Here is a 25,319-nt window from a genome sequence, read left to right as displayed (position 1 = left end):
GCTACAGCGCTGGCCCTCTCCCCGTTTTTCACGGGGAGAGGTTAAGGGTGAAGGACAGCGCCGACGTTTGAGGAGAGACATGCCTCTCATCCTGAATCCACTCAATCATCCAATTCCCCGAAGTAACGAGAAGAACCCATGAAGTCGCATGCAAAGGTCGTGGTCATCGGCGGAGGTGTCGTAGGATGTTCCGTGCTGTTCCATCTTGCCCGCCACGGCTGGACGGACGTGGTGCTTCTGGAGCGCGACGAGCTGACCTCGGGCTCGACCTGGCATGCGGCCGGCGGCATGCACACCATCAACGGCGATCCCAACGTCGCCAAGCTGCAGAAATACACGATCTCCCTCTACAAGGAGATCGAGGAGCTTTCCGGCCAGGCGACGGGGGTGCATCTGACCGGCGGCGTGCTTTTGGCAGCAACCGAGGCGCGGCTCGACTGGCTGCGCGGCGTCGTCTCCAAGGGCCGCTATCTCGGCATCGACCTCGAGGTGATCTCGGCGAAGGAAGCGGCCGAGTTGATGCCGCTCATCGATCCGAAGCAATTCGTCGGCGCCGTGCGCAACAAGGAGGACGGCCATCTCGATCCCTCCGGCGTCACCCACGCTTACGCCAAGGCGGCGCGGAAGCTGGGCGCGGAAGTGGAGCGCTTCACCAAGGTCGAGGACATCGTGCGCCGGCCCGACGGGCTTTGGCGCGTCATCACCAACAAGGGCGATGTGATCACCGAGCATGTCGTCAACGCCGGCGGTCTTTGGGCGCGCGAGGTCGGCCGCATGGTCGGGCTCGAACTGCCGGTGCTCGCCATGGAGCACATGTACCTGATCACCGAGGACATGCCGGAGGTCGCCGACTGGAACAAGAAGACCGGCACGGAAATCATCCATGCGGTCGACTTCGACGGCGAGCTCTATCTGCGCCAGGAGCGCGGCGGCATGCTGATGGGCACCTACGAGAAAGCCAACAAGGTCTGGTCCGAATTCTCCACACCCTGGAATTTCGGCCATGAGCTCTTGGAGCCGGATATCGACCGTATCGCGCCCTCGCTCGAAATCGGCTTCCGTCACTTCCCGGCCTTTCAGAAAACCGGGATCAAGCAGATCATCAATGGCCCCTTCACCTTTGCGCCGGATGGCAATCCGCTGGTCGGTCCGGTGCGCAGCCTGCCGGGCTTCTGGGTCGCCTGCGGCGTCATGGCGGGTTTTTCTCAAGGCGGCGGTGTTGGCCTGGCGCTCTCAAACTGGATGATCGAGGGTGATCCCGGCGCCGATATCTGGGCGATGGACGTGGCGCGCTACGGCGACTGGGCGACGATGACCTACACCAACGCCAAGGTGCGCGAGAATTACTCGCGCCGCTTCTCGATCCGCTTCCCGAACGAGGAACTGCCGGCCGGACGGCCGCTGAAGACAACGCCCCTTTACGACACATTGTCGGCCAAGGGCGCGCAATGGGGCGTCGCCTTTGGGCTGGAAGTGCCGCTCTGGTATGCGCCCGAAGGCGTCAAGGACGAGTTCTCGTGGCGGCGGTCGACCGATTTCGACCATGTCGGCAGCGAAGTGGCCGCCGTCCGCAACGGCGTCGGCCTCTCGGAGATCTCGAGCTTTGCCAAGTACAAGGTGACGGGCGAGGGGGCGGCAGCCTGGCTCGACCGTCTGCTTGCCTGCAGGCTGCCCAAGCCCGGCCGCATGACGCTGGCGCCGATGCTGAAGGGAGACGGCAAGCTGATCGGCGATCTCACGCTCGCCAATGTCGGCGAGGGGGACTGGTTCGTCGCCGGCTCCGGCGTCGCCGAGCAGTACCATATGCGCTGGTTCGAGGCGCATCTGCCGAAGGACGGCTCGGTGCAGATAAAATCGCTGGGGCAGAAGCTCACCGGCCTAGCCATCGCCGGTCCGAAGGCGAGGGCGGTGCTGGCCAAAGTCACCCGCGCCGACGTCTCAAACCCGGCGTTCCCATTCATGGCCGTCGCCACGATCGATATCGGCATGGCGCCGTGTCTTGTCGGCCGCGTCAGCTACACCGGCGATCTCGGCTACGAGATCTGGATGGCGCCGGAGTATCAGCGCGCCGCTTACCAGGCGCTGATCAGGGCCGGCGAGGAATTCGGCATCGGCCTGTTCGGGTCGCGCGCGCTCAATGCGCTCAGGCTCGAAAAGAATTACGGTTCATGGGCGCGCGAATACCGGCCGATCTACGGACCGCTCGAGGCCGGGCTCGACCGTTTCGTCGCCTACGGCAAGGAGGCCGGGTTCATCGGCAAGGAAGCCGCCATTGCCGAGCGCAAGCAGGGCGGCAAGCTCCGGCTGCGCGCCTTCATCGTCGAGGCCACTGATGCCGACGTCATCGGCGACGAGGCGATCTGGCACGACGGCGTCGTGCGCGGCTGGGTGACGTCCGGCGGCTATGCGCACAATGCAAAAAAGTCCATCGCCATGGGCTACGTGCCGAAGGAGATCGCCGACAGGCCCGACGGCTTCGAGATCGAGATCCTCGGCAAGCGCCACGCCGCGCGCATTCAGGCAACGCCGCTGTTCGATGCCAATTTCGAGCGGATGCGCGCCTGAAAAACAGGCGCGCGTCCGCACAGGGCATCAGGCGCTGCGGCGGTTGTCGAGCGCGAAAGCGCCGGGACCGGCAAAGACCAGATAGAGGAAAATGAAGCAGAACGAGATCGCAGCGTCGCCGCCATTGTTAACGGGGAAGAAGTCGCGCGGGAAATGCGCCATGAAATAGGCGATGGCCATTTCGCCGCAGAGCAGGAACGCCACGGGTCGGGTCAACAGCCCCAGCGCCAGCAGGATGCCGCCGGCGAATTCAAGGATTGCGGACGTCAGCGCGAGCCCCGTCAGCGCCCCGGCATGGGCGCCGGCGGGGAAATTGAACAGCTTCTGGGTGCCGTGCTCGGTGAACTGCAGCGCCGTCATGATGCGAAGTACGCCCAGCGCCTGCGGCTGATAGCGGGAGAGACCTTCAAAAAGCTTCATCTAAACTCCATCTTGCCCTTCCGGACCCGCCATAAATTATCGCCCGGAAGCGGACCATTCACTTCCCATGCCCTGCCATCAACAATCGGTGAGTGGGCATGAGTTCACCTCTTCCGGCTTATTCTCGCCGTGGTTGCAATTGTCTCTCATAAGTTGTATTGATGCGCGGATACACCAAATCATCCGGGAATCCATCGCCATGAAAAAATTCGCCATCAGCCTCTTCGCATTCCTTGCAGGCACGAGCTTCGCCATAGCTGCCGATGCTGGTTGTGATGCCTTCAAATGGCCGGTGACACGCGAGCAGGCCCTGTTTCCGTCAGCGTCCGCCGCCCAGTCCGGCGCGGCCCTGACAGTCGGGCAAGCGGCGGATTTCTCACTTGCAGCGGTCGACACGATCGGGTTTGAAGTTCCGCCTGGACGTGCACCGGCAGCCGGCACGTTCGGCGCGATGGCAAGCGTGACCGTACCGGCTGAAGGTGAGCTCCAGTTCAGCCTGTCCGATGAGGTCTGGATCGATGTCGTCCAAGACGGCCGCGCCGTGAAGTCGGCGGGCTTCAGCCGCGCGAAGACCTGCCCAGGCATTCGCAAGAGCGTGCGCTTCAAGCTGTCGGCCGGTCCGGCCACCGTGCAGCTCAGCGGCGCCAAGAAGGCCGATCTCAAAGTGGCGGTGCTGACGCCGGAGTGACGCCCAAGAGGGCGACGCCGGCGCCGGGCCAGCGCTCCCCTCTGCCCGGCCCGACCTCCGCAGCAGCTGCGCCGCGGCTGCGGAGGATGGACCGGATATCTGCCCCACAAGGGGGCGGCAGTTTCTACCGCCCAGGCGCCAGCAGCGCGAAATGCGCGCCCTGCGGGTCCTGGCATTGGATGATCCACTGCGCGCTCGGCACCTCCATCGGCCCCATCAATACCTTGCCGCCATTGTCGGTGACACGCTTGGCGGCGGCGTCGATCGCGTCGACGTTGAAATAGAACTGCCAGACCGGGACCGGGATCTGCGGCGGCTTGTTCATCATGCCGCCGCCGGATTCGGGCCCGGCGCCGAAGGTCTGGTAGAGGCCCATCTCGCCCATGTCGAACTGACCGGCGCTCTCCCAGCCGAACTGGCTGGAATAGAAGTCGAAAGCGGCTTTCCAGTCCGAGGTGTAGAGCTCGTGCCAGCCAACATGGCCGGGCGTGGTAGCGGGTACCGGCGGCTGCTCGGGCTGGTTGGGCTGCAGGAACATGAAGGTCGCGCCCTGCGGGTCGGCGACGACGGCGAAGCGACCGACGCCGGGAATATCATCCGGCGCGCGATGAACGGCACCGCCGGCGTCCTTGAGCGCCTTCGTCGAGGCATCGACGTCCTTGGTGTAGATGTAGCCGAGCCAGGCCGGCGGCATGCCCATCTTGGCGGCATCCTCCGGCATCGTCATCAAACCGCCGACGCCGCGCAGGCTGGAATTCATCACGATATAGCGCGGCATGCCCGGCGCCTTGTCGAAGGGCTCGGCCCGCCAGCCGACGACGGCAGTATAAAAAGCCTCGGCGGCGTCGAGGTCGGTGGTCATCAGTTCGTACCAGAAGAAGGGTTTTGCGGCATTCGGCATGGTCGGTCTCCTCACCGGTTCAGGCAGCGATCGCGGTTCCGATCCATCGTAGGACGATCTCGGCGACAGAAATCCGACATCTGGACCAGAAATCGAGAACGGCAAGGCGCTCATGCATGTCACTCAAAAATGCGCAGCGGTTTTGGGCGGCCGACACGCATCAAAATCGGAGCTTGAAGCGCGTCGGCCTATCCGTTCTGCGCGAAGCGCCATAGGAACCGTGATCTTGCATGGCCCGGGGTTTTAGCCTTTGCTGCGGGCAACGAGGGGCTGTCTTCCATGCGTGAATGTCGCTTACGCCCGAGAGTGGCTTTGTGCCATCGCGAGGAGCTCGACCCTGGTCCGAGCGGGGACTGGACCCAGCTTAACGACGACGATTTCCGCGCGCTCGCCTCGCGCCTGTCAGACGAGGCCGACGAGGGGCCGCTCTGGGTGTTCGCTTATGGCTCGCTGATCTGGAAGCCGGCGTTGGAATCCATCGAGCAACGCCGCGCCTCCGCCTATGGCTGGCATCGCTCCTTCTGCCTCGACATGGTGCGCTGGCGAGGCAGCGCCGCGCAGCCGGGGTTGATGATGCTCGAGCGCGGCGGCCGTTGTGACGGCGTCATCTATCGTCTGCCGGACGGCGAGAAGCCCGCCCAGATCGAGAGATTGCTGCGGCGAGAAATCGACGATCATGAAAGCGTCAGCTCGGTCCGGTGGGTTCCGGTACGCACGGCGCAAGGATCGCTGCGAAGCGCTGGGCTTCTGGATCGGGGTGACGGGTAGGGGCACGTCGCTCAGGCAGCCGCTCGAAAGGGTGGCGAAGACACTGGCACACGCATGCGGCCATGTAGGTTCCGGCGCCGAATATCTTTACTACACCGTCAGCCACCTCGAAACATTCGGCATCCATGACCGCAATCTGTTGCGCCTGCAGGAACTCGTGGCAGACGAGATCAGGTCGATCCATCCCTCCAGGATTGAAAGCGCTGAACCGACAGACATCGGCGTGGCGATAATATGAGTACGACTATCATGTTTTGTCCAAGCAATACAGCAGCTTGGCCGAAAATTGACCAATTGATAAAAAAATAAAACGTGCTAGCCTTCCTCAAAACAAACAAGGGGAACTGGAATGGCGACTGGTCATTTCATCGAAGGCATAGCCGGCGGCCGGCTGTCTGCGGAGCAATACGCCGATAATTTTTCCGACCTGCACCCGCCGCTCGATCACCACGAGGCGCTGGTTGAGGCCGATCGCTGCTATTTCTGCTACGATGCGCCGTGCATGAATGCATGCCCGACCTCGATCGATATCCCGTTGTTCATCCGGCAGATCGCGACCGGCAATCCGCTGGGCTCGGCCAAGACCATTTTCGACCAGAACATTCTTGGCGGCATGTGCGCCCGAGTCTGCCCGACGGAGACGCTGTGCGAAGAGGTCTGCGTGCGCGAGGTCGCGGAGGGCAAGCCGGTGCAGATCGGCCGGCTGCAGCGCTATGCGACCGATGTCGCGATGGATGAGGGCAAGCAGTTCTACAAGCGCGCCGAACCGACCGGAAAAACGGTCGCCGTGGTCGGCGCCGGGCCAGCGGGCCTGGCGGCGGCGCATCGCTTGGCCCGCCACGGCCACGATGTGACGATCCTCGAAGCGCGGCCGAGGGCTGGCGGCCTCAATGAATACGGCATCGCGGCTTACAAGAGCGTCGACGATTTCGCTCAGGCCGAGGTCGACTACGTCACCGCGATCGGCGGCATCGACATCCAGAACGGCAAAGCGCTCGGACGGGACTTCCAGCTTTCCGACCTGATCCGCAACTACGATGCGGTGTTCCTTGGCCTCGGGCTCGGCGGCGTCAATGCGCTGCGCGCCGAAGGCGAGGATACGGATGGCGTCGCCAACGCAGTCGAGTTCATCGCCGAACTCAGGCAGGCAAGCGACCTTTCCAGCCTGCCGGTCGGCCGCCGCGTCGTCGTCATCGGCGGCGGCATGACGGCGATCGACGCCGCGGTGCAGTCGAAGCTGCTCGGCGCTGAGGAGGTGACGATCTGCTACCGGCGCGGCCAGGAGCATATGAATGCCTCCGGCTTCGAGCAGGATCTGGCCGCCGCGAACGGCGTCACGATCCGCCACTGGCTGCAGCCGAAGCGCGTCATCGCCGAGAACGGCAAAGTGTCGGCGATCGAGCTCGAATACACAGCCATGAATGGCGACAAGCTTGCCGGTACCGGCGAAATGCTGAGGCTCAACGCCGACCAGGTGTTCAAGGCGATTGGCCAGAGCTTTGTGCCGGCTCATCTCAACGGCAGCGTTGCCTCCATCGAGCTCGATGGCGGCCGCATCAGGGTCGATGCCGAGGGCCGCACCTCGCTGGCGAAAGTCTGGGCGGGCGGCGACTGCATCTTCGGCGGCGACGACCTGACGGTCTCGGCCGTGGCGCAAGGCCGCGACGCCGCCGAATCCATCCACCGGGCACTGACCTCTAACGGGAGGGCATGAGCATGGCAGACATCCGCAACACCTTCGTCGGCATCAAATCGCCAAATCCGTTCTGGCTGGCTTCGGCGCCGCCGACCGACAAGGCCTATAATGTCGAACGCGCCTTCAAAGCCGGCTGGGGCGGCGTGGTCTGGAAGACGCTTGGCGAAGAGGGCCCGCCGGTCGTCAACGTCAACGGCCCGCGCTACGGCGCGATCTGGGGCGCCGACCGCCGGCTGCTCGGCCTGAACAATATCGAGCTGATCACCGACCGCGACCTGCAGACCAATCTGCGCGAGATGAAGCAGGTGAAGATGAACTGGCCGGATCGGGCGCTGGTCGCCTCGATCATGGTGCCTTGCGAGGAGGAAAGCTGGAAGGCGATCCTGCCGCTGGTCGAGGAGACCGGCGCCGACGGCATCGAGCTCAATTTCGGCTGCCCGCACGGCATGAGCGAACGCGGCATGGGCTCGGCGGTGGGCCAGGTGCCGGAATATATCGAGATGGTGGTGCGCTGGTGCAAGCAGTATACGCGCATGCCGGTCATCACCAAGCTGACGCCGAACATCACCGACATCCGCAAGCCGGCGCGCGCCGCCAAAGCCGGCGGCACGGACGCGGTGTCGCTGATCAACACCATCAACTCGATCACCGGGGTTGACCTCGACAGTTTCGCGCCGCAGCCGACCATTGATGGCAAGGGCTCGCATGGCGGCTATTGCGGCCCGGCGGTGAAGCCGATCGCGATGAACATGGTGGCCGAGATCGCGCGCGATCCGGAAACGCACGGCCTGCCGATCTCGGGCATCGGCGGCATCACAACCTGGCGGGATGCTGCCGAATTCATGGCGCTCGGCGCCGGCAACGTGCAGGTCTGCACGGCGGCAATGACTTATGGTTTCAAGATCGTGCAGGAGATGATCGCGGGACTGGAGAACTGGATGGACGAGAAGGGCCACGCCTCGCTCTCCGACATCATCGGCCGCGCCACGCCCAACGTCACCGACTGGCAGTATCTCAACCTGAACTATGTCGCCAAAGCGCATATCGACCAGGACGCCTGCATCAAATGCGGGCGCTGCCACATCGCCTGCGAGGACACCTCGCACCAGGCCATCACCAGCATGGTCGACGGTGTCAGGCATTTCGAGGTGATCGAGGCCGAATGCGTCGGGTGCAATCTTTGCGTCAATGTCTGCCCGGTCGAGGGCTGCATCACCATGGAACCGCTGGCCGCCGGCGTGCTGGATCAGCGCACGGGCATACCGGTGTCGCCGGTCTACGCCAACTGGACGACGCATCCGAACAATCCAATGGCCAAGGTGGCCGCGGAGTAGGGAACACTTTTGAAGGAAATGCGGCGCCTTCGGGTGCCGTTTTTCGTTACCTATATTGCAGATAAGGATTATCCATGATAAGTACTATCCATGAATTGGAGCCAAAGATCGTGAAGCTGGGAGAGGGCGTCGAAGCGGCGATCCACTGCGCCGCCATGCTTGCCGGCGTCGACGGCAACAGCACCATGTCGGGCGCGGCCATGGCCGAGGCGTTCGGCCTGTCGCCGAGCTATCTCTTGAAGCATCTCAATCAGCTGACAACGGCGCGCATCCTGGAATCCGTGCCGGGGCCGGCAGGCGGCTACAGGCTGGCGCGGCCGGCCGAGCGGATCACGCTGCTCGACATCGTGCTTGCGGTCGAGGGCAGGGAGCCTGCCTTCCGCTGCGGCGAGATCCGCCAGCGCGGCCCGGTCAAGCTCGACGCGTCGGCCTATGTCAAACCGTGCGGCATCAATGCCGCGATGCTGAGGGCCGAGCGCGCTTATCGCGCCGCGCTTGCCGATGCAAAGCTCTCCGACATCGTCGCCGATTTCATGAACGACGCCGATCCCCGCACCGTCGCCGCAAGCTGCGCCTTCGTCGAACGCCATCAGCGGGCGCAGAAAGTTCAACAACCAAGCAAAGCGTGAAAGGTAAGAGAATGAAACAGAGGCTGCAGTTCTTCGCCAAGGCGCCTGAAATCATGAAGGCGGTGATGGCGCTCAACAAGGCCGTCGAGGAGTGCGGGCTGGAAGAAAGCCTGATGCACCTGGTCAAGCTCAGGGCTTCGCAGATCAATGGCTGTTCCTATTGTGTCGAGATGCACAGCCGCGAGGCAAGGCGAGATGGCGAAACGGAGCAGCGGCTTTATTTGGTCGCCGCCTGGAAGGAGTCGCCGCTGTTTTCCGAGCGCGAGCGCGCCGCGCTCGCCTGGACCGAGAAGGTGACGAACATCTCCGACAACGGCGTTCCGGACGATCTCTACGCCAGGACGCTGGAGCAGTTCTCCGAGGAAGAGCTGGTCAAGCTGACAGTGGTGATCGGCATGATCAACACCTGGAACCGGCTCTGCGTGTCGTTCCACGCCATCCATCCGATGCCGGCCGCCAAGGCTGCCTGATCATCCAAAGCCGCGCGGATCCGCAAAAAACGTCCCGCGCGGCTTTCATTGCGAGATCAATGACATGTTTGAGAATTTTCAGAGCGAGATTCTGTTTGCCGCGCGCCTGCTGCTCGGCGGCGCCTTCGTCTTTGCCGGCCTGCGCAACGTCCAGCACAAGACCTGCTCATCCCAATGATGACGGCACGCGGCGTGCCGCAGGCAGGGCCGGCATTCTGGCTGGGCATTGTCCTGCAGTCGTGGCCGGACTGCTGGTGATCGGCGGCTTATGGACCGGGCTGGCGGCAAGCCTGATCCTGTTCCGGATCGTCGCGACGCCGATGTTTTGTGGCTCTCCGCCAGATAGGTCTCGACCAGGCAAGAGCTCTTTTGGATGGTCGTCATGGGCGGGCGATCGTCGGATTGCCGAAGCCCTCAACGGTGCTGAACCGACCCTCGCGGTTGAGGATCGATAGGATCCTTTCGGCGGTGATCTGCTTGCGCGAGATTTCGTCCAGACCGACCTAGAATACGTCAATGTAAAACACTCAGACTGACCTACCTTGCGTGTGGCCGGAAGCAGCTGGCTGGTCGGCAAACAGGATCTCTGTTCGCCAATGTCGGCGCAGCCTGTGTGCCACCCGATGAAACGCCCGCAGGACTTTTCGCTCCAGCCATGGCCTGTTCTCCAGGTTCTCCGGAAAACGCGGATCACTGTGCAGAGCGAGCGCCGGAGCGTCGATCAAATTGGATCCTTTCGGATAGAAGACCTGTGTCTGAACGCAAAGGGCTGGGATCACTTGATAGGATTTCAGACTGCGGGCTATTCCACAGGCGGGGTTGAACTTCACATGGTCGACCGCGTCCGAGAATACTCTTGTGAGCGCTAAGAGGCGCTCGGCCGCCACTTTCGACAGGATGTATCCGCCGGACCCCCAGAGAAAGCTCCGCAGAAGCGCCAGTTTGAAGATGCCCGGTAGCGGAGATATCACGCGGTCAAGCCACACTCTTCCGGGGACTGCTTCGATCTTGATGATGTCCGCGTCCGCGGGAATCCAGCAGGGGTCCTCACCCAGGAACAGTGCCGCTTGCTTGGATATCAACATGTCGTCTTCGAAAACGCAGCCGTAGGCGTCCGGGCCCGACACGATCCGCTCCCAGCATTTGCGGTGGCTCAGGAAGCACCCCACCTCTTCCGGCGTCATCGCGGCCGCGCCAGCGACGGGCTTGTGGACGTCCGAAATTTCAGTGTCGCTGAGCAGCCGCCCGTCCACCGCCGGGACTCGTTCAAAGGCTGCTCCGATCGAGTTGAGGCGATCGGCCATCCGCTGCCATCTGTCGGGGCTGCGGTCCAAGTTGATGACGTACGATTTCATGACGTTGCTCGGCAGCTTTGCTGGTGCATCAGCTTTATGAACTGCTTCTTGAGGTCGGCGATTTCGTTTGAGACCGGCACGTTGTCTCACATCTGGGGGATGGACGAAAGTCCGCCCGATCGGTAATGGACTCACGGGAGTGCGGCAGCTGTTGCATCCGTGCAACTGCGTGATCACAATTTCGAGAGGTTAAACGTGTAGGTGTGATCCGCGAACCTTCAGAGATACGGCTGCGTCGATCCATGCGGGAGGCTCACATGAAACTTGCACTGCTTTGTTCGGTCGCATTCTGGCGGTCTCGTCACCGGTCATGGCGGCGGACCTCGTCCAGCCAGTCGTCGCCACCATGCCTTTTTCGTTCTATGTCGGCGGCCAGGTCGGTGGCGGTGGAATGACAGCCACTGGTCGGGGAATTTCTTTCGTTCCCTACAACACCAACGGGTCCGGCGGCATTTTCGGCGGTCAGATCGGCTAGAACTACCAGTTCGGCCAATATGTCCTCGGAATTGAAGGCGACCTCGCGGGCTCGACCGTAAAGGGCGACAACCAACGTGGTCCGAATGCCACATTCACGACCTGCGAGATCAAACAGGATTACCTGAGCTCGGTGCGTGACCGGCTCGGATACTCTTTCGGCCGCTTCCTGGTTTATGGCGATGGTGGTATCGCATTCACTAAATACAAATTCACCCCGTTTCAGCCTTTTGTTCAGACCTTCGGGGGCGGATCGCGCGTCGGCTAGACCGCAGGTCTTGGCGTTGAATACGCCTTCACCGATCACTGGACTGCTGGAGCGGAATGGAACTACTACGACTTCGGCACCAGGAGCGGCTTTGCCAGTCTGGTACCGATTGCTCCGGTCGACAATCGCGACACGGAAAATGTCGTCGTGGGCAAGATCAACTACAAATTCTGAAGCGCTCGGTGGGTTCATAGAAGCCGCCTCTGCCTGCCGTTGCTTGGGGGTGGCTTTGCCGTGGCAGCCTTCGCGACGCCGATGTTTCACAATTTCTGGGATCATCAGGGTCCGGATCGCGCCTCTCGCATCAACGGCTTCGTCGCCAATGTCGCCCTGGCCGCGGGTTCCTGGCGCGGGTCTATGCCTGACAACTGCACTCGGATTCCGCGCAGTCGATGGCGCCGCGTCAATCGGTTTGTCGCGATTGTCCTGTATTAGCAAAAAACAGGTTCGCCCGTCGGAGCGTTCATGGAGCAGAACTGGACTGCATTCTGGGCACGCGTTTCGGATGCCTTCCACCAGCCGCTGGCTCCGTTCCGTGCAGTCGCGGGAGCCTTCGGCCAGCATCCGAGCGACATTCAGATATGGTGCTTTCTGTGCGGCGTCTTCTTCCTCGCGGTCGTCGCCATACAGACCTATGGCGACATCATGCTCAGGCGACGCGGCGCCTTTGCCACCGGCAAGGTGATCGGCATCGACAAGTCGAGCGACGGGCCGGACACGCCGATCATCGAATTCGCCGACCGACTGGGCAAGACCTGGCGTTTCTACTCGCACCTGCCGGTCAACAGAACGACCGGGAACGTCGGCGCAGCGGTCGAAGTGATTTATGACCCTCTCCACCCGAAGCGGGCGCGGGAAGTGGGCCGCCCGCTGATGAAGGCAGTCCACCTGGTTGTCTGGTATGCGGTCGTCGCCGGGCTGATGGTGCTGGCCTTCCTGCCCGGCCTCATTTCCAATTGATCCATTCAGGCGGCGAAGCGCAGGCAGCCGTCGCAGGTCAGCACCTGGCCGGTCATGAAACCGTTGGACACCAGGAAGGCGATCGCGTCGGCGACGTCCTCGGCGCGGCCGATACGGCCGACCGCCGTCTTTCCGGCGTACTCGGCAAAGACCGCCTGCCGCTCTTCGCCCGATAGAAAATCCCACCAGGGCGTATCGATGACGCCGGGGGCCACGACGTTGACGCGCAGCGGCTTCAGTTCAACGGCCAGGATCGGGACTACGGTCAAAAGCATGCCGTTGATGGCGCCGATGCCGGCAATGCCGGGTGCTGCGATCTGCGCCGAGACGGCCGAAATGAAAGTGACCGATCCGGCTTTGTTCAAGGTCGGCAGGGCCGCTTGCAAGCAGCCTAGCTGCGGCTTGATCTTCTCGTCGACGCCGCCGCCGATGTCGGCAAGGTCGAGGGTCGCGAACGGCCCAAGGCCCTTGCCGCCGCTTGCGGCGAGAACGAGATGATCGAATGGGCCGAGACCATCGAAGAAGTGCCGGACCGCGTCCGGCTTGGTCGCGTCGAAAGCGGCCTTGCCGACGGTGCCGCCGAAGCTCTTCCAGGCGTTGTTCAGCTTGTCCTCGCTGCGGCCGGTGATCGTCACCTTCATCGTGGGGCTGAGCAGCCGTTTGGCTGTGGCAAGGCCAATGCCAGACGAGCCGCCGATGATGACGCAATGTTCGATGCTCATGAATGCTGTTCCTTGGATGTCGCGGAAGATTGTCCGGTCAGTTCGAGGCTGAGCGCCCGCAACCGGCTGCGGGCTTTTTCGTCATAGGCCTGGGCATCGGCGCGCGCTTCCCGCTGGCCATCGAAATAGAGGCCGCTGCGCCCTTCGAGCGCCGGAGATATTGCCAAGTTGAGGATCGCGTCGGCGCCGGTCTCGACCGAGCTCCACGGTGTGATGCCGGCCTGCCGGACCATGGTGGTATCCATGTAGCTTGCCGGATGGAGTGCATTGACGGTGACGCCGCTGCCTTCGAGCTGCTCGGCCAGATCGATGGTGAACAAGATCTGCGCCAGCTTGCTCTGGCAATAGGCGCGCACGCCGCTGTAGTCGCGGGCCAGATTGATATCGTCGAAATCGATCGCCTGCTGGCCGGCGGAGGCGACATTGACGATGCGCGCCGGCGCGCTTGCCTTCAGCAAGGGCAAAAGCTCCGACGACAGCAGGAAGCCTGCGAGATAGTTTACGGCGAAGCGCATTTCGTAGCCGTCGGCGCTCACTTGCCTTTTTGCGCCTTCGCCGCCCGTGCCGACGCCGGCATTGCTGATCAATATGTCGAGCCGGTCGGTTCCTGCCCGCACGGCGCCGGCAAGGCGGCGCACTTCGGCGAGTGACGAAAGATCCGCAAGCAGCAATTCGGCGTTGCCGCCCTCGGCTTCGATGGCAGCGACTGTCGCCTTGGCGCGAGTTGGTCGCGGCCATGTACCAGCACGCGGGCGCCGGCAGCGCCGAGCCTTTCAGCGACCACGCGGCCAACCCCGCCGGTCGAGCCGGTGACGAGAACGGTCTTATTCTTAAGTTCCATGTTCAGAGCCTCCTTATGCTGCTCTGAACGCAAGATGGGGCGCGGCGCGCAGGCCAAACAGTTCAATTTTTATCCTGGTATCGATACTGCTATAATAGCTGCATGGATGCCGTGCCCCATTCCCCTGACGACAGCCGCCGCCGCGAGCTCGGCGCTTTCCTGCGCTCGCGCCGGGAGCGGCTCTCGCCTGCCGACATTGGGATTGCGAGCGGCGCCAGGCGGCGTACGCCCGGGCTGAGGCGCGAGGAAGTGGCGATGATCGCCGGCGTCGGCACCACCTGGTACACCTGGCTGGAGCAGGGGCGGGACGTGCGGCCCTCGGTCGAGGTGCTGACCGCGCTCTGCGAGGCGCTGCGCCTGGACGCCGTCGAGAAGCGGCATCTGTTCATCCTTGCCGGCCGCCAGCAGCCGGAGCAGCGCACGGCGACGTCTGAAAAGGTCGACGCCACACTGCTGCACATGCTGGGGAGCCTCGTCCTGCAGCCGGCTTATGTGGTTGGCCGGCGTTGGGATGTGCTCGCCTGGAATCCGGCGGCGGTCGCCTTGTTCGGCGACTATGGCCTGCTGGAGGGCGATGCCCGCAACATCGTCCATCTGGTGTTCACAAGCCCGCATCACCGCCGGCTGCTGGTCGACTGGGAAGCGCTTGCCCGCGTGGTGCTCGCTTCGTTTCGCGCGGAGAGCGCCAAATATGTCGGCGATCCGGATTTCGAGCGGCTGATCGCGCTGATGATGCGCTCAAGCCCGGAGTTCCGTGATTGGTGGCCGCGGCGGGACGTGGCGAGAAGGCTGACGGGCGTGAAACATGTCCGCCATCCCACAGCCGGCCCGATGGCTTTCGAGCATATGAGCCTGTCGATCGACGACGGCTCAGACATGCGGCTGATCGTCTACACGCCGTTGCCCGAGCAGAATACGATCGCCAAGCTCAAGAAGCTGCTGGAAGAGAAGCCCCCCGAGCGGCGCAGCGCCTGATCTTCGCCCGACCTAAGCTTTCGGCTTCAGCCCATCGAGGAACAGTTGCTCCAGGAACCGGGCAGCATCCTCGAAGCGGCCGTCGCCGCCGCGGTCGGGGCCGAGCACGGCGCGCACCTGGACGTCGAAATCGGCGTAATGCTGCGTCGTCGCCCAGATCGAGAAGATCAGATGCCAGGGGTCGGTGCGGGCGATCTTGCCGGCGCGCATCCAGCCCTTGATGACGGCGGCCTTCTCCTCGACCAGCGTTTTCAGCTCGCCCTCCAGCATCGGCATGATGCGCGGCGCGCCCTGCAGGATCTCGTTGGCGAAGAGCCGGCTTTCGCGTGGAAAATCGCGCGCCATTTCGAGCTTGCGGCGGATGTAGCTTCTGAGCTCGGTCATCGGATCGCCGATATCGTCAAGCTCGCGGAGCGGCGCCAGCCAGGTGTCCAGCAGCCGCTGCATCAATGTCTCGTGAATGTCCTCCTTGCGGCGGAAGTAATAGAGAAGGTTCGGCTTCGACATGCCGGCGGCTTCGGCAATCTGGTCGATGGTCGAGCCGCGAAAACCGTTGGCGGAGAAGACTTCCAGCGCGGCTTCCAGGATGAGCTCGCGCTTTTCCTGCTGGATGCGGGTGCGGCGTGGAGCTGAGCCTTCCATCCTGTCCGTCATCCTTGCCGGCTGCTGCCGTGTAGGCACTCTGGACCAATTCTCTGGACCAGTTTTTCTCCGAGCCGTGGAGCGCGCTTTCGATGCCGCATTTCCGCTAGTAGTCCCTTGACCGCCGACAGGGCGGTGCTAACGTTTGTCCAACCGGTCAAAATTTTGCGTAGCACGAAAACGCAACGAAGACCAAGCCTTGGGAAGACCAAGCGTTAGCGCACCGAAACAGGTTACAAGGGGAAATCTTGGTCATGTCCAACCGGCTGAAAGTCACGCCGAACGATCTCAGCGCATTCTGGATGCCGTTCACGGCAAACCGGCAGTTCAAGCAGGCGCCGCGCATGTTCGTGTCCGCCAAGGACATGCACTACACGACGAGCGATGGCCGCAAGGTGCTCGACGGCACTGCAGGCCTCTGGTGCGTCAACGCCGGCCACTGCCGGCCGAAGATCACCGAGGCCATTCAGCAGCAGGCCGCCGAACTCGACTATGCGCCGGCCTTCCAGATGGGCCACCCGATCGTCTTCGAACTGGCGAACCGCCTGGTCGATATCGCGCCGAAGGGCATGGACCATGTGTTCTTCACCAATTCCGGTTCGGAGTCGGTCGAGACCGCGTTGAAGATGGCGATCGCCTATCACCGTGTCCGAGGCGAGGGCTCGCGCACCCGGCTGATCGGCCGCGAGCGCGGCTATCACGGCGTCAATTTCGGCGGCATTTCGGTCGGCGGCATCGTCGCCAACCGCAAGATGTTCGGCACGCTGCTCGGCGGCGTCGACCATCTGCCGCACACCCATCTGCCGGAGAAGAATGCCTTCTCGAAGGGCGTGCCTGAGCACGGCGCCGAATTGGCGAACGAGCTGGAGCGTCTCGTCACCCTGCATGACGCCTCGACCATCGCGGCGGTCATCGTCGAGCCGGTCGCAGGCTCGACCGGCGTCATCCTGCCGCCGAAAGGCTACCTGCAGAAGCTTCGAGAAATCTGCACCAAGCACGGCATATTGTTGATCTTCGATGAAGTGATCACCGGCTTCGGCCGTCTTGGCGCGCCATTCGCCGCCGATTATTTCGGCGTCACGCCGGATATCATGACGACGGCCAAGGGCGTCTCCAACGGCGTCATCCCGATGGGCGCGGTTTTCGTGAAGAAGGAAATCCACGACGCCTTCATGAACGGCCCGGAGCACATGATCGAGTTCTTCCACGGCTACACCTATTCGGGCAATCCGATCGCCTGCGCCGCGGCTCTCGGCACTTTGGACACTTACAAGGAAGAAGGCCTGCTAACCCGCGGCGAGGAGCTGGCGCCTTACTGGGAAGACGCGCTGCATTCGCTGAAGGGCGAGCCGCATGTCATCGACATCCGCAATATCGGCCTGATCGGCGCGATCGAGCTGGCGCCGATCGCCGGTAGCCCGACCAAGCGGGCCTTCTCGGCCTTTGTCAAAGCGTTCGAACGCGGCGCGCTGATCCGCACAACCGGCGACATCATCGCGCTGTCGCCGCCGCTGATCATCACCAAGGGCCAGATCAACGAACTGATCGACCATGTTCGCGATGTTCTGCGCTCGATAGACTAACTGCTCAAACCGCTCGGGCGGCGACGGGAACCGCCGCCCGACCGGAGACCTGAAATGAGAGGACACTTTGAATGGCCGCCCCCGGCGAGAATCTGCGAATCAATTCAGACCGTTTGTGGGATTCCATCATGGAGATGGCGAAGATCGGCCCCGGCATCGCCGGGGGCAACAATCGCCAGACGCTGACCGATTCCGACAAGCAAGGCCGCGAACTGTTCAAGTCTTGGTGCGACGAGGCCGGGCTCACGATGGGCGTGGACCAGATGGGCACCATGTTCATGACGCGGCCCGGCACCGATCCGGACGCGCTGCCGATCTATGTCGGTTCCCATCTCGATACACAGCCCACCGGCGGCAAATATGACGGCGTGCTCGGCGTGCTCTCTGGCCTCGAGGTCGTGCGCTCGCTCAACGATCTCGGCATCAAAACCAAACATCCGATCGTCGTCACCAACTGGACGAACGAGGAGGGAGCCCGTTTCGCGCCGGCCATGCTCGCCTCCGGCGTGTTCGCAGGCGTTCACACGCAGGACTATGCCTATGCCCGCAAGGATCTCGACGGCCTGAGCTTCGGCGACGAGCTGAAGCGGATCGGTTGGGTCGGCGACGAGACGGTCGGCGCGCGTAAGATGCACGCCTATTTCGAGTACCATATCGAGCAGGGGCCCATCCTCGAGGCCGAGAACAAGCAGATCGGCGTGGTGACCCACTGCCAGGGCCTGTGGTGGCTGGAATTCACGCTGACCGGCAGGGAGGCGCATACCGGCTCGACCCCGATGAACATGCGCGTCAATGCGGGGTTGGCCATGGCCCGCATCCTGGAGATGGTGCAGACGGTCGCGATGGAGAACCAGCCTGGCGCCGTCGGCGGTGTAGGCCAGGTGAAGTTCTCGCCCAACTCCCGCAACGTGCTGCCGGGCACGGTGATCTTCACTGTCGATATCCGCTCGCCCGATAAGGCGAAGCTCGACGGCATGCGCGCGCGCATCGAGAAGGAGGCGCCGAAGATCTGCGAGCCGCTCGGCGTGAAATGCGCCGTCGAGGCGGTCGGCCATTTCGATCCGGTGACCTTCGATCCGACGCTGGTCGGCCGTGTCCGCACCGCCGCCGAGAAGCTGGGCTACAGCCATATGAACATCATCTCCGGCGCCGGCCACGACGCCTGCTGGGCGGCCAAGGTCGCGCCGGCGACCATGGTCATGTGTCCCTGTGTCGGCGGGCTCAGCCACAACGAGGGCGAGGACATCTCCAAGGAATGGGCGGCGGCAGGCGCCGATGTGCTGTTCCACGCGGTGGTCGAGACGGCAGGAATCGTCGAATGACCGAATAGAAATCACCTCGAAAAAGCCGCTCGCAAAGAAGCGTGAAAAGATCAGGGGAACAGCTATGACCAAAGTCATCAAGAACGGCACCATCGTCACCGCCGACCGCACGTGGAAAGCCGACGTGCTGATGCAGCACGGCAAGATCATCGCCATCGGCTCGAACCTGCATGGCGATCACGAGTTCGACGCCACTGGCTGCTATGTCATGCCGGGCGGCATCGATCCGCACACCCATCTCGAAATGCCCTTCATGGGCACCTATTCGGCCGACGATTTCGAATCCGGCACGCGCGCGGCGCTTTCGGGCGGCACGACCATGGTCGTCGATTTCTGCCTGCCGGCGCCGCAGCAGTCGCTGCTGGAGGCGCTGCAGATGTGGGACAACAAGACCTCGAAAGCTGCCTGCGACTATTCCTTCCACATGGCGATCACCTGGTGGGGCAAGCAGGTCTTCGACGAGATGGCCACCGTCGTCGACAGGGGCATCACCTCGTTCAAGCACTTCATGGCCTACAAGGGCGCGCTGATGGTCGACGACGACGAGATGTATTCCTCGTTCCAGCGCTGCGCCGATCTCGGCGCGCTGCCGCTGGTCCATGCCGAAAATGGCGACGTGGTCGCGGCACTCTCGCAGAAGCTGCTTGCCGCCGGCAATAACGGCCCCGAGGGGCATGCCTATTCGCGTCCGCCCGAAGTGGAAGGCGAGGCGACAAACCGCGCCATCATGATCGCCGACATGGCGGGCGTGCCGCTCTATGTCGTGCACGTCTCCTGCGAGCAGAGCCATGAAGCCATCCGCCGGGCACGCCAGAAGGGCATGCGCGTCTATGGCGAGCCGCTGATCCAGCACCTGACGCTCGACGAGAGCGAATATTTCAACAAGGACTGGGACCATGCGGCGCGGCGCGTGATGAGCCCGCCTTTCCGCAGCAAGTGGCACCAGGATTCACTATGGGCAGGCCTGCAGGCCGGATCGCTGCAGGTGGTGGCGACTGACCACTGCTCCTTCACCACCAAGCAGAAGCGCAACGGCGTCGGCGACTTCACCAAGATCCCGAACGGCACCGGCGGCCTCGAGGATCGTTTGCCCGTGCTTTGGACCAGCGGCGTCAACACCGGCCGGCTGACGATGAACGAGTTCGTCGCGGTGACCTCGACCAACATCGCCAAGATCCTCAACATGTATCCGAAGAAGGGCGCGATCGTCGAAGGCGCGGATGCCGACATCGTGGTCTGGGACCCGAAGCGCAAGAAGACGATCACGGCCAAGAACCAGCAGTCGGTGATCGACTACAACGTCTTTGAGGGTTTCGAGGTGACAGGGCTGCCGCGCTTCGTCTTTTCGCGCGGCGAACTGTCGATCGAAGAAGCGGACGTCAAGGCCAAGGTCGGGCACGGGGAGTTCGTGGCGCGCGAACCGAACGCCGCTGTCAACCGCGCGCTTTCGACCTGGAAGGAGATCAGCGCACCGCGCAAGGTGGAGCGCACGGGCATTCCGGCGACCGGAGTTTGAGCGTGCGCGCAACTCACCTTCTGACCGGGGCAGCCGTGCTGCTGGCCGCCGGCCAAGCTTTCGCCGCCGGCATCGATCTCTCCAAGCCCTGGGGCAACAAATCCGGCTGCATCAACAAGAACGGCCAGGAGGTCTATGCCGAGGACATGCTGCTGTTGACCAGCGAGGCGTTCGTCACGGTCGCCAGCGCCTGCACCTTTACCGACAAGAGACCCCAGGCGAATGGCTCCCTTGTGGTGACGGCGCAGTGCGAGGCGGAAGGCGAGGAGGGGCAGACGCCGGCCCAGTTCATCATCAAGCGCAGCGCCAAGAACGCCAAGAGACTGGTGATCGCCGACAAGGACGGCAACGCGATGGGAGAAGTCTCCCGGTGCAAATGACGGCGGTCCCGTCGACCTCAGGCAACCAACGCATCCAGTTCCGGCATCAGGACCACGCTTTCCTGCTCGTTGGGATCGGTGCGGGCGATGACCGCCGAAGAGGGCGCACCGCTCAGATTGGCGGGCAGATGCGGAACGCCCGCCGGAATGTAGAACAGGTCGCCGGCCTTGACGACTTCGTGATGCTCGAGCCGGTCGCCATACCAGGTGTGGACCTCGCCGGAGAGCACATAGATCGCGGTCTCGTGGTTCTCATGCATATGCGCCTTGGCGCGGGCGCCGGGCGGCATGGTGAGAAGATGCATACAAATGCCGGAGGAGCCGACGGTTTCGGCGGCTATACCGGCGAAATAGCTCAAGCCTTGCTTGCTTCATAAGTGCTTTCAGGGCGAATAAGGTGGCATGTGGGTTTAGGCGACATCGGCAAGGCTCCGGGCGTCGATCAAGTGGGACTGGACGAGTGGAAAGCAAGGCAATCGTAAAATCAACCGGATTCCGGCCGGCGCGGCAGCGGCTGCGAAAGACAGGTTTCTGCCGATGAGCGGACAGTCGCCAGCCGTCGTTTCGGCAAGCAAGCTCGGCCTCACCTTCCAGACCAATGACGGTCCGGTGCAGGCGCTGTCCAATGTCGATCTCACCATCGGCAAGGGTGAGTTCGTCTCCTTCATCGGCCCCTCCGGCTGCGGCAAGACAACCTTGCTGCGCGTCATCGCCGATCTGGAGAAGCCGACCTCGGGAACGATCTCCGTCAATGGGATTTCGCCGGAGCAGGCGCGCGAGAAGCGGGCTTACGGCTATGTCTTCCAGGCGGCGGCGCTGTTTCCTTGGCGCACAATCGAGCGGAATGTGGCGCTGCCGCTGGAAATCATTGGCCTCAGCCAGGCCGAGCAGGCGGAACGCATCAAGCGAACCCTCGAACTCGTCAACCTCTCCGGCTTCGAGAAGAAGTATCCCTGGCAGCTGTCCGGCGGCATGCAGCAGCGCGCCTCGATCGCGCGCGCGCTCGCCTTCGACGCCGATTTGCTTTTGATGGACGAGCCGTTCGGCGCGCTCGACGAGATCGTGCGCGATCATCTGAACGAACAGCTTCTCGAACTCTGGGATTCGACCAACAAGACGATCTGCTTTGTCACTCACTCGATCCCCGAGGCGGTCTATCTGTCGACCCGCATCGTGGTGATGTCGCCGCGGCCGGGCCGCGTCACCGACGTGATCGAATCCACCTTGCCCAGGAAGCGGCCGCTCGACATCCGCGAGACGCCGGAATTCCTGGCGATCGCCGCGCGCGTGCGCGACGGGTTGAGGGCGGGGCACAGCTATGATGATTGAGGGTGCTTGCCAGCGGACGGACACCCGCTGCTTCGACATCCTGGGGCGGAGCAAGCGCGAAGCCGCGCGCGTGGCGGGAGCCGACCGCCGTGATTTCGTTATCCTAGGGTGGAGCGACGCGAAGCGGAGCGCAGACCCTAGGATCCATGCCGGGACGTCGACCGAAGGCCGTAAGCGGCTCAGAATACCCGACGAGCTGAGCGCGGCGCAGGGAGCCGTATTCTGCGCCACAGCGGAGCGTCGAGGTAACGGCATGGATCCTAGGGTCCGCGGCGGGCCGCTTCGCTCCTTGCTCCGCCCTATGATGACGAAAAACGCGCAGCGCCGCGTGCTGCCGTTGCGCCGGGGGAAGGCCCGCTAAATGGACTCCTTCCGTTCCAAGATCATCCCGGTCACGTCAATCCTCGCCGGCGTGGTGGTGCTCTGGTATGTCTTCGCCGTCATCCTCAATGCGCCGTTCCAGCGCGATCTCGACGCCAGAGCCAACGAAACCCCCGGCACGGTCGAATTCATCGGCAAGACATTATCGCAGCCGAAGCCGACGCTGCCGGCGCCGCACCAGGTGGCGGTGAACTTCTTCGAGAACACCTTCCTGCGCGGCATCACCTCGAACCGCAGCCTTGTCTACAATGCCTGGGTGACGCTGTCCTCGACGCTGCTCGGCTTTGCTTTCGGCACGGCGCTCGGCATCGTAATCGCCGTCGGCATCGTGCATGTGACGACGCTCGACCGCAGCCTTATGCCGTGGATCATCGCCTCGCAGACCATTCCGATCCTGGCGGTGGCGCCGATGATCATCGTGGTGCTGGCGGCCATCGGCATCACCGGGCTGATCCCCAAGGCGCTGATCTCGACCTATCTGTCGTTCTTCCCGGTTGCGGTCGGCATGGTGAAGGGATTGCGCTCCCCCGAGCTCATGCATCTCGACCTGATGCACACCTATAATGCCAGCGCCTCGCAGACCTTCTGGAAGCTGCGCGTCCCCGCATCGGTGCCGTTCCTGTTCACGTCGATGAAGGTGGCGGTGGCCGCGAGCCTAGTCGGCGCCATCGTCGGCGAATTGCCGACGGGTGCTGTCGCCGGAATCGGCGCCAAGCTGCTTTCCGGCGCCTATTACAGCCAGACGATCGACATCTGGTCGGCGCTGGTCGCGGGGTCGATCGTCGCGGCGCTGCTGGTCATGGTGGTCGGCATCGCCGGCCGCCTGGTCGACCGCGCCATGGGTGGGAGGCCGGCATGACCTGGCTGAAACCATCGTGGCAAGCGGTGCTGGCGATCCTTCTTTGCGTCGTCGCCTTCGCGCTCGGAGCGATGTCGACACCGGAAGCGGCGGCGCTCGCCGAGCCTGCCGCGACGGTTGCCTACCCATATATGGGCACCAAAGGCCTCATCCTCGGATTGCTGCTGATCGCGGCGCTGGTTTCAACGGTGAGACTCGCGCCACTTGTCGAAGCGGTTGTCCTGTTCGTCGGCGCTCATGTCGCAGCGTGGCTTCTGGTCAGGGGCATCGGAGGCTTCGAGGGCACGGCGCTGGCGCCGTACTTTCTGGTTCTCGCTGCCGCCTGGCTGCTTGCCTGGCGCTGCGTCGCGCTGTTGTCCTCGCTACGGACTGCAGCCAGCGGGGCCAAAACGGCGCTTCGCCTGATCATTCCGGCGATCTTCGGCGCCTGGATCCTGATCATCTGGGAAGCGGTGACGCGCGGCGCCGGCATTCCCTTCATCCTTTTGCCACCGCCGAGCGCCATCGGCGCGCGCATCGCCAACTCGCTGCCGATCCTGGGATCGGACGTGCGGCAGACGATCTTCAAGGCGGTGCTGATCGGCTACATCGTCGGCAATCTCGCCGGCTTCGTCGTCGCCATCCTTGCCGACCGTGTGCCGTTCCTCAGGCGCGGGCTGCTGCCGATCGGGAACATGGTGTCGGCGCTGCCGATCATCGGCGTCGCGCCGATCATGGTGATGTGGTTCGGCTTCGACTGGCCGTCCAAGGCGGCGGTCGTGATCATCATGACCTTCTTCCCGATGCTGGTGAACACCGTCGCGGGGCTTGCCGCCTCCGGCCACATGGAGCGCGATTTGATGCGCACTTATGCGTCGGGCTACTGGCCAACCTTGCTGAAGCTGCGGCTGCCGGCGGCAATGCCGTTCATCTTCAATGCGCTGAAGATCAACTCGACGCTGGCGCTGATCGGCGCCATCGTCGCGGAGTTCTTCGGCACGCCCGTGGTAGGCATGGGATTCCGCATTTCGACGGAAGTCGGGCGGATGAACATCGACATGGTCTGGGCCGAAATCGCAGTTGCAGCACTGGCGGGTTCGGTCTTTTATGGCGTGGTCGCTCTTGTCGAGAGAGCCGTCACGTTTTGGCATCCCTCTGTCCGTGGTGGATAGGGGCGGTGGGTTTGGGTGCTAACTTCAGAGGGTAAAAACATGAAAAGACTGGTAATTTCTGCTCTGGCCGGGGCGATGTCGCTGGCCGCTTTCCAAGCGATGGCGGCCGACAAGGTGACGCTGCAGCTGAAATGGGTCACGCAGGCCCAGTTCGCTGGCTACTACGTCGCCAAGGCCAAGGGCTTTTACGAGGCCGAAGGGCTCGACGTCGACATCAAGCCGGGCGGGCCGGATATCGCGCCCGAGCAGGTGATCGCCGGCGGCGGCGCCGATGTGATCGTCGACTGGATGGGCGGCGCGCTGGCCGCCCGTGAAAAAGGCGTGCCGCTGGTCAACATCGCCCAGCCGTTCAAGAAAGCCGGCATGGAACTGGTCTGCCCGAAGGACGGCCCGATCAAGACCGAAGCCGACTTCAAGGGCCACACCCTCGGCGTCTGGTTCTTCGGCAACGAGTACCCGTTCTATGCCTGGATGAACAAGCTTGGCCTCAAGACCGACGGCGGCAAGGACGGCGTCACCGTGCTGAAGCAGAGTTTTGACGTTCAGCCGCTGATCCAGAAGCAGGCGGACTGCATCTCGGTCATGACCTATAACGAGTACTGGCAGCTGATCGACGCCGGCTACAAGCCGGAGCAGCTCACCGTCTTCAACTATTCGGCCATGGGCAACGACCTGCTCGAGGACGGCCTCTACGCGCTGGAGAACAAGCTGAAGGATCCGGCCTTCGAGGACAAGATGGTGCGCTTCGTGCGCGCCTCCATGAAGGGCTGGAAATACGCCGTCGACAATTCGGATGAGGCGGCCGAGATCGTCATGGATAATGGCGGCCAGGACGAGAACCATCAGAAGCGCATGATGGGCGAAGTCGCCAAGCTGATCGACAATGCCGACGGCAAGCTCGATCCGGCCACCTATGAGCGCACCGCCAAGGCGCTGCTCGACCAGAAGATCATCGCCAAGGAGCCGTCGGGCGCCTACACGACCGCGATCACCGACAAGGCGATCAAGTAAGGTCGACCTCGCCAGTCGAGACTTAACGGGGGCGGGTGACCGCCCCTTTTGCTTGGCTGTGGTAAAATATCCGTGTGCA

General features: G+C 63.1%; 21 protein-coding genes and 5 pseudogenes. 19 read left to right on the top strand and 7 right to left on the bottom strand.

Annotated features, from left to right (window positions below):
* Positions 1 to 138: 138 nt before the first annotated feature.
* Positions 139 to 2,565 carry an FAD-dependent oxidoreductase gene (locus tag EOD29_RS02165; RefSeq protein WP_127245820.1) on the top strand — a complete coding sequence of 809 codons (2,427 nt, stop codon included), beginning with the start codon at positions 139 to 141 and terminating at the stop codon, positions 2,563 to 2,565.
* A 27-nt stretch (positions 2,566 to 2,592) separates the two neighbouring features.
* Here the strand turns inward: EOD29_RS02165 and EOD29_RS02160 are convergent, their stop codons facing one another.
* The gene (locus EOD29_RS02160) at positions 2,593 to 2,985 is read right to left on the bottom strand and encodes a DoxX family protein (RefSeq protein WP_067328942.1); all 393 of its coding nucleotides are present in this window, start codon (positions 2,983 to 2,985) and stop codon (positions 2,593 to 2,595) included.
* Between the two features lie 199 nt (positions 2,986 to 3,184).
* On the opposite strand from EOD29_RS02160, the gene EOD29_RS02155 reads away from it, so the two are divergent.
* The gene (locus EOD29_RS02155; protein ID WP_067328944.1) at positions 3,185 to 3,673 is read left to right on the top strand and encodes a hypothetical protein; all 489 of its coding nucleotides are present in this window, start codon (positions 3,185 to 3,187) and stop codon (positions 3,671 to 3,673) included.
* A 124-nt stretch (positions 3,674 to 3,797) separates the two neighbouring features.
* On the opposite strand, the gene EOD29_RS02150 is transcribed toward EOD29_RS02155, so the two are convergent.
* Positions 3,798 to 4,574 (bottom strand): VOC family protein, encoded by a 777-nt coding sequence (locus tag EOD29_RS02150; RefSeq protein WP_127245819.1) that lies wholly within the window; start codon positions 4,572 to 4,574, stop codon positions 3,798 to 3,800.
* A gap of 279 nt (positions 4,575 to 4,853) precedes the next feature.
* Between EOD29_RS02150 and EOD29_RS02145 the strand changes: the two are divergent.
* The 5 genes and pseudogenes from EOD29_RS02145 (at position 4,854) to EOD29_RS02125 (ending at position 9,471) form a co-directional block, all read left to right on the top strand.
* A pseudogene (locus tag EOD29_RS02145) lies at positions 4,854 to 5,580 on the top strand (gamma-glutamylcyclotransferase).
* Positions 5,581 to 5,691: 111 nt separating this feature from the next.
* Positions 5,692 to 7,056: an NAD(P)-dependent oxidoreductase gene (locus tag EOD29_RS02140; protein ID WP_127245818.1), complete on the top strand. Its 1,365-nt coding sequence runs from the start codon at positions 5,692 to 5,694 to the stop codon at positions 7,054 to 7,056.
* 2 nt (positions 7,057 to 7,058) lie between these two features.
* Positions 7,059 to 8,372, top strand: a complete 1,314-nt coding sequence (gene preA / locus EOD29_RS02135) for an NAD-dependent dihydropyrimidine dehydrogenase subunit PreA (RefSeq protein WP_067329150.1) — start codon at positions 7,059 to 7,061, stop codon at positions 8,370 to 8,372.
* Positions 8,373 to 8,482: 110 nt separating this feature from the next.
* Positions 8,483 to 9,001, top strand: coding sequence for an Rrf2 family transcriptional regulator (locus EOD29_RS02130; protein WP_067328950.1), 519 nt, complete (start codon positions 8,483 to 8,485; stop codon positions 8,999 to 9,001).
* An 11-nt stretch (positions 9,002 to 9,012) separates the two neighbouring features.
* Positions 9,013 to 9,471, top strand: a complete 459-nt coding sequence (locus tag EOD29_RS02125; protein WP_067328952.1) for a carboxymuconolactone decarboxylase family protein — start codon at positions 9,013 to 9,015, stop codon at positions 9,469 to 9,471.
* Between the two features lie 527 nt (positions 9,472 to 9,998).
* On the opposite strand, the gene EOD29_RS02115 is transcribed toward EOD29_RS02125, so the two are convergent.
* Positions 9,999 to 10,826: a glycosyltransferase family 25 protein gene (locus EOD29_RS02115; RefSeq protein WP_127245817.1), complete on the bottom strand. Its 828-nt coding sequence runs from the start codon at positions 10,824 to 10,826 to the stop codon at positions 9,999 to 10,001.
* A gap of 805 nt (positions 10,827 to 11,631) precedes the next feature.
* Between EOD29_RS02115 and EOD29_RS38000 the strand changes: the two are divergent.
* The 3 genes and pseudogenes from EOD29_RS38000 to EOD29_RS02100 form a co-directional block, all read left to right on the top strand.
* A pseudogene (locus tag EOD29_RS38000) lies at positions 11,632 to 11,742 on the top strand (porin family protein); the annotation flags it as partial.
* Between the two features lie 72 nt (positions 11,743 to 11,814).
* Positions 11,815 to 11,901: pseudogene (locus EOD29_RS36965) on the top strand (DoxX family protein); the annotation flags it as partial.
* Between the two features lie 132 nt (positions 11,902 to 12,033).
* A complete protein-coding gene (locus tag EOD29_RS02100; protein ID WP_127245816.1) occupies positions 12,034 to 12,528 on the top strand; it encodes a DUF3592 domain-containing protein in 495 nt (164 codons plus the stop codon).
* A gap of 5 nt (positions 12,529 to 12,533) precedes the next feature.
* On the opposite strand, the gene EOD29_RS02095 is transcribed toward EOD29_RS02100, so the two are convergent.
* Both EOD29_RS02095 and EOD29_RS02090 read right to left on the bottom strand, forming a co-directional pair.
* On the bottom strand, positions 12,534 to 13,250 hold the full coding sequence (locus tag EOD29_RS02095) for an SDR family oxidoreductase (RefSeq protein ID WP_127245815.1): 717 nt from the start codon (positions 13,248 to 13,250) through the stop codon (positions 12,534 to 12,536).
* Positions 13,247 to 14,091: pseudogene (locus EOD29_RS02090) on the bottom strand (SDR family NAD(P)-dependent oxidoreductase). The gene EOD29_RS02095 and the pseudogene EOD29_RS02090 overlap by 4 nt, the downstream one beginning before the upstream one ends.
* Positions 14,092 to 14,193: 102 nt before the next feature.
* On the opposite strand from EOD29_RS02090, the gene EOD29_RS02085 reads away from it, so the two are divergent.
* Positions 14,194 to 15,066 carry a helix-turn-helix transcriptional regulator gene (locus EOD29_RS02085; RefSeq protein ID WP_127215520.1) on the top strand — a complete coding sequence of 291 codons (873 nt, stop codon included), beginning with the start codon at positions 14,194 to 14,196 and terminating at the stop codon, positions 15,064 to 15,066.
* 12 nt (positions 15,067 to 15,078) lie between these two features.
* Here the strand turns inward: EOD29_RS02085 and EOD29_RS02080 are convergent, their stop codons facing one another.
* Positions 15,079 to 15,708: a TetR family transcriptional regulator C-terminal domain-containing protein gene (locus tag EOD29_RS02080; RefSeq protein WP_095812645.1), complete on the bottom strand. Its 630-nt coding sequence runs from the start codon at positions 15,706 to 15,708 to the stop codon at positions 15,079 to 15,081.
* 254 nt (positions 15,709 to 15,962) lie between these two features.
* Between EOD29_RS02080 and EOD29_RS02075 the strand changes: the two genes are divergently transcribed.
* The 4 genes from EOD29_RS02075 (at position 15,963) to EOD29_RS02060 (ending at position 20,509) form a co-directional block, all read left to right on the top strand.
* On the top strand, positions 15,963 to 17,291 hold the full coding sequence (locus tag EOD29_RS02075; protein WP_067328959.1) for an aspartate aminotransferase family protein: 1,329 nt from the start codon (positions 15,963 to 15,965) through the stop codon (positions 17,289 to 17,291).
* A gap of 71 nt (positions 17,292 to 17,362) precedes the next feature.
* On the top strand, positions 17,363 to 18,613 hold the full coding sequence (locus tag EOD29_RS02070) for a Zn-dependent hydrolase (RefSeq protein WP_127245814.1): 1,251 nt from the start codon (positions 17,363 to 17,365) through the stop codon (positions 18,611 to 18,613).
* 64 nt (positions 18,614 to 18,677) lie between these two features.
* Positions 18,678 to 20,129 (top strand): dihydropyrimidinase, encoded by a 1,452-nt coding sequence (hydA, locus tag EOD29_RS02065; protein ID WP_095824943.1) that lies wholly within the window; start codon positions 18,678 to 18,680, stop codon positions 20,127 to 20,129.
* Between the two features lie 2 nt (positions 20,130 to 20,131).
* Complete coding sequence (locus EOD29_RS02060; RefSeq protein ID WP_067328965.1) at positions 20,132 to 20,509, top strand: hypothetical protein; 378 nt, start codon at positions 20,132 to 20,134, stop codon at positions 20,507 to 20,509.
* A 17-nt stretch (positions 20,510 to 20,526) separates the two neighbouring features.
* Here the strand turns inward: EOD29_RS02060 and EOD29_RS02055 are convergent.
* Positions 20,527 to 20,936: pseudogene (locus tag EOD29_RS02055) on the bottom strand (cupin domain-containing protein).
* Positions 20,937 to 21,046: 110 nt separating this feature from the next.
* On the opposite strand from EOD29_RS02055, the gene EOD29_RS02050 reads away from it, so the two are divergent.
* The 4 genes from EOD29_RS02050 (at position 21,047) to EOD29_RS02035 (ending at position 25,240) form a co-directional block, all read left to right on the top strand.
* Entirely contained in the window at positions 21,047 to 21,838 is a 792-nt protein-coding gene (locus tag EOD29_RS02050; RefSeq protein ID WP_066990627.1) for an ABC transporter ATP-binding protein, read from the top strand.
* Between the two features lie 361 nt (positions 21,839 to 22,199).
* A complete protein-coding gene (locus EOD29_RS02045) occupies positions 22,200 to 23,078 on the top strand; it encodes an ABC transporter permease (protein WP_095802394.1) in 879 nt (292 codons plus the stop codon).
* Entirely contained in the window at positions 23,075 to 24,229 is a 1,155-nt protein-coding gene (locus tag EOD29_RS02040) for an ABC transporter permease (protein WP_067328973.1), read from the top strand. The genes EOD29_RS02045 and EOD29_RS02040 overlap by 4 nt, the downstream gene beginning before the upstream one ends.
* 39 nt (positions 24,230 to 24,268) lie before the next feature.
* A complete protein-coding gene (locus EOD29_RS02035; RefSeq protein ID WP_066990642.1) occupies positions 24,269 to 25,240 on the top strand; it encodes an ABC transporter substrate-binding protein in 972 nt (323 codons plus the stop codon).
* The last annotated feature ends 79 nt before the right edge of the window (positions 25,241 to 25,319 follow it).

Origin of the sequence: Mesorhizobium sp. M1A.T.Ca.IN.004.03.1.1, assembly GCF_003997555.1 — a bacterium.
GTDB lineage: Bacteria > Pseudomonadota > Alphaproteobacteria > Rhizobiales > Rhizobiaceae > Mesorhizobium.
This window is presented reverse-complemented; position numbering and strand designations above follow the sequence as displayed.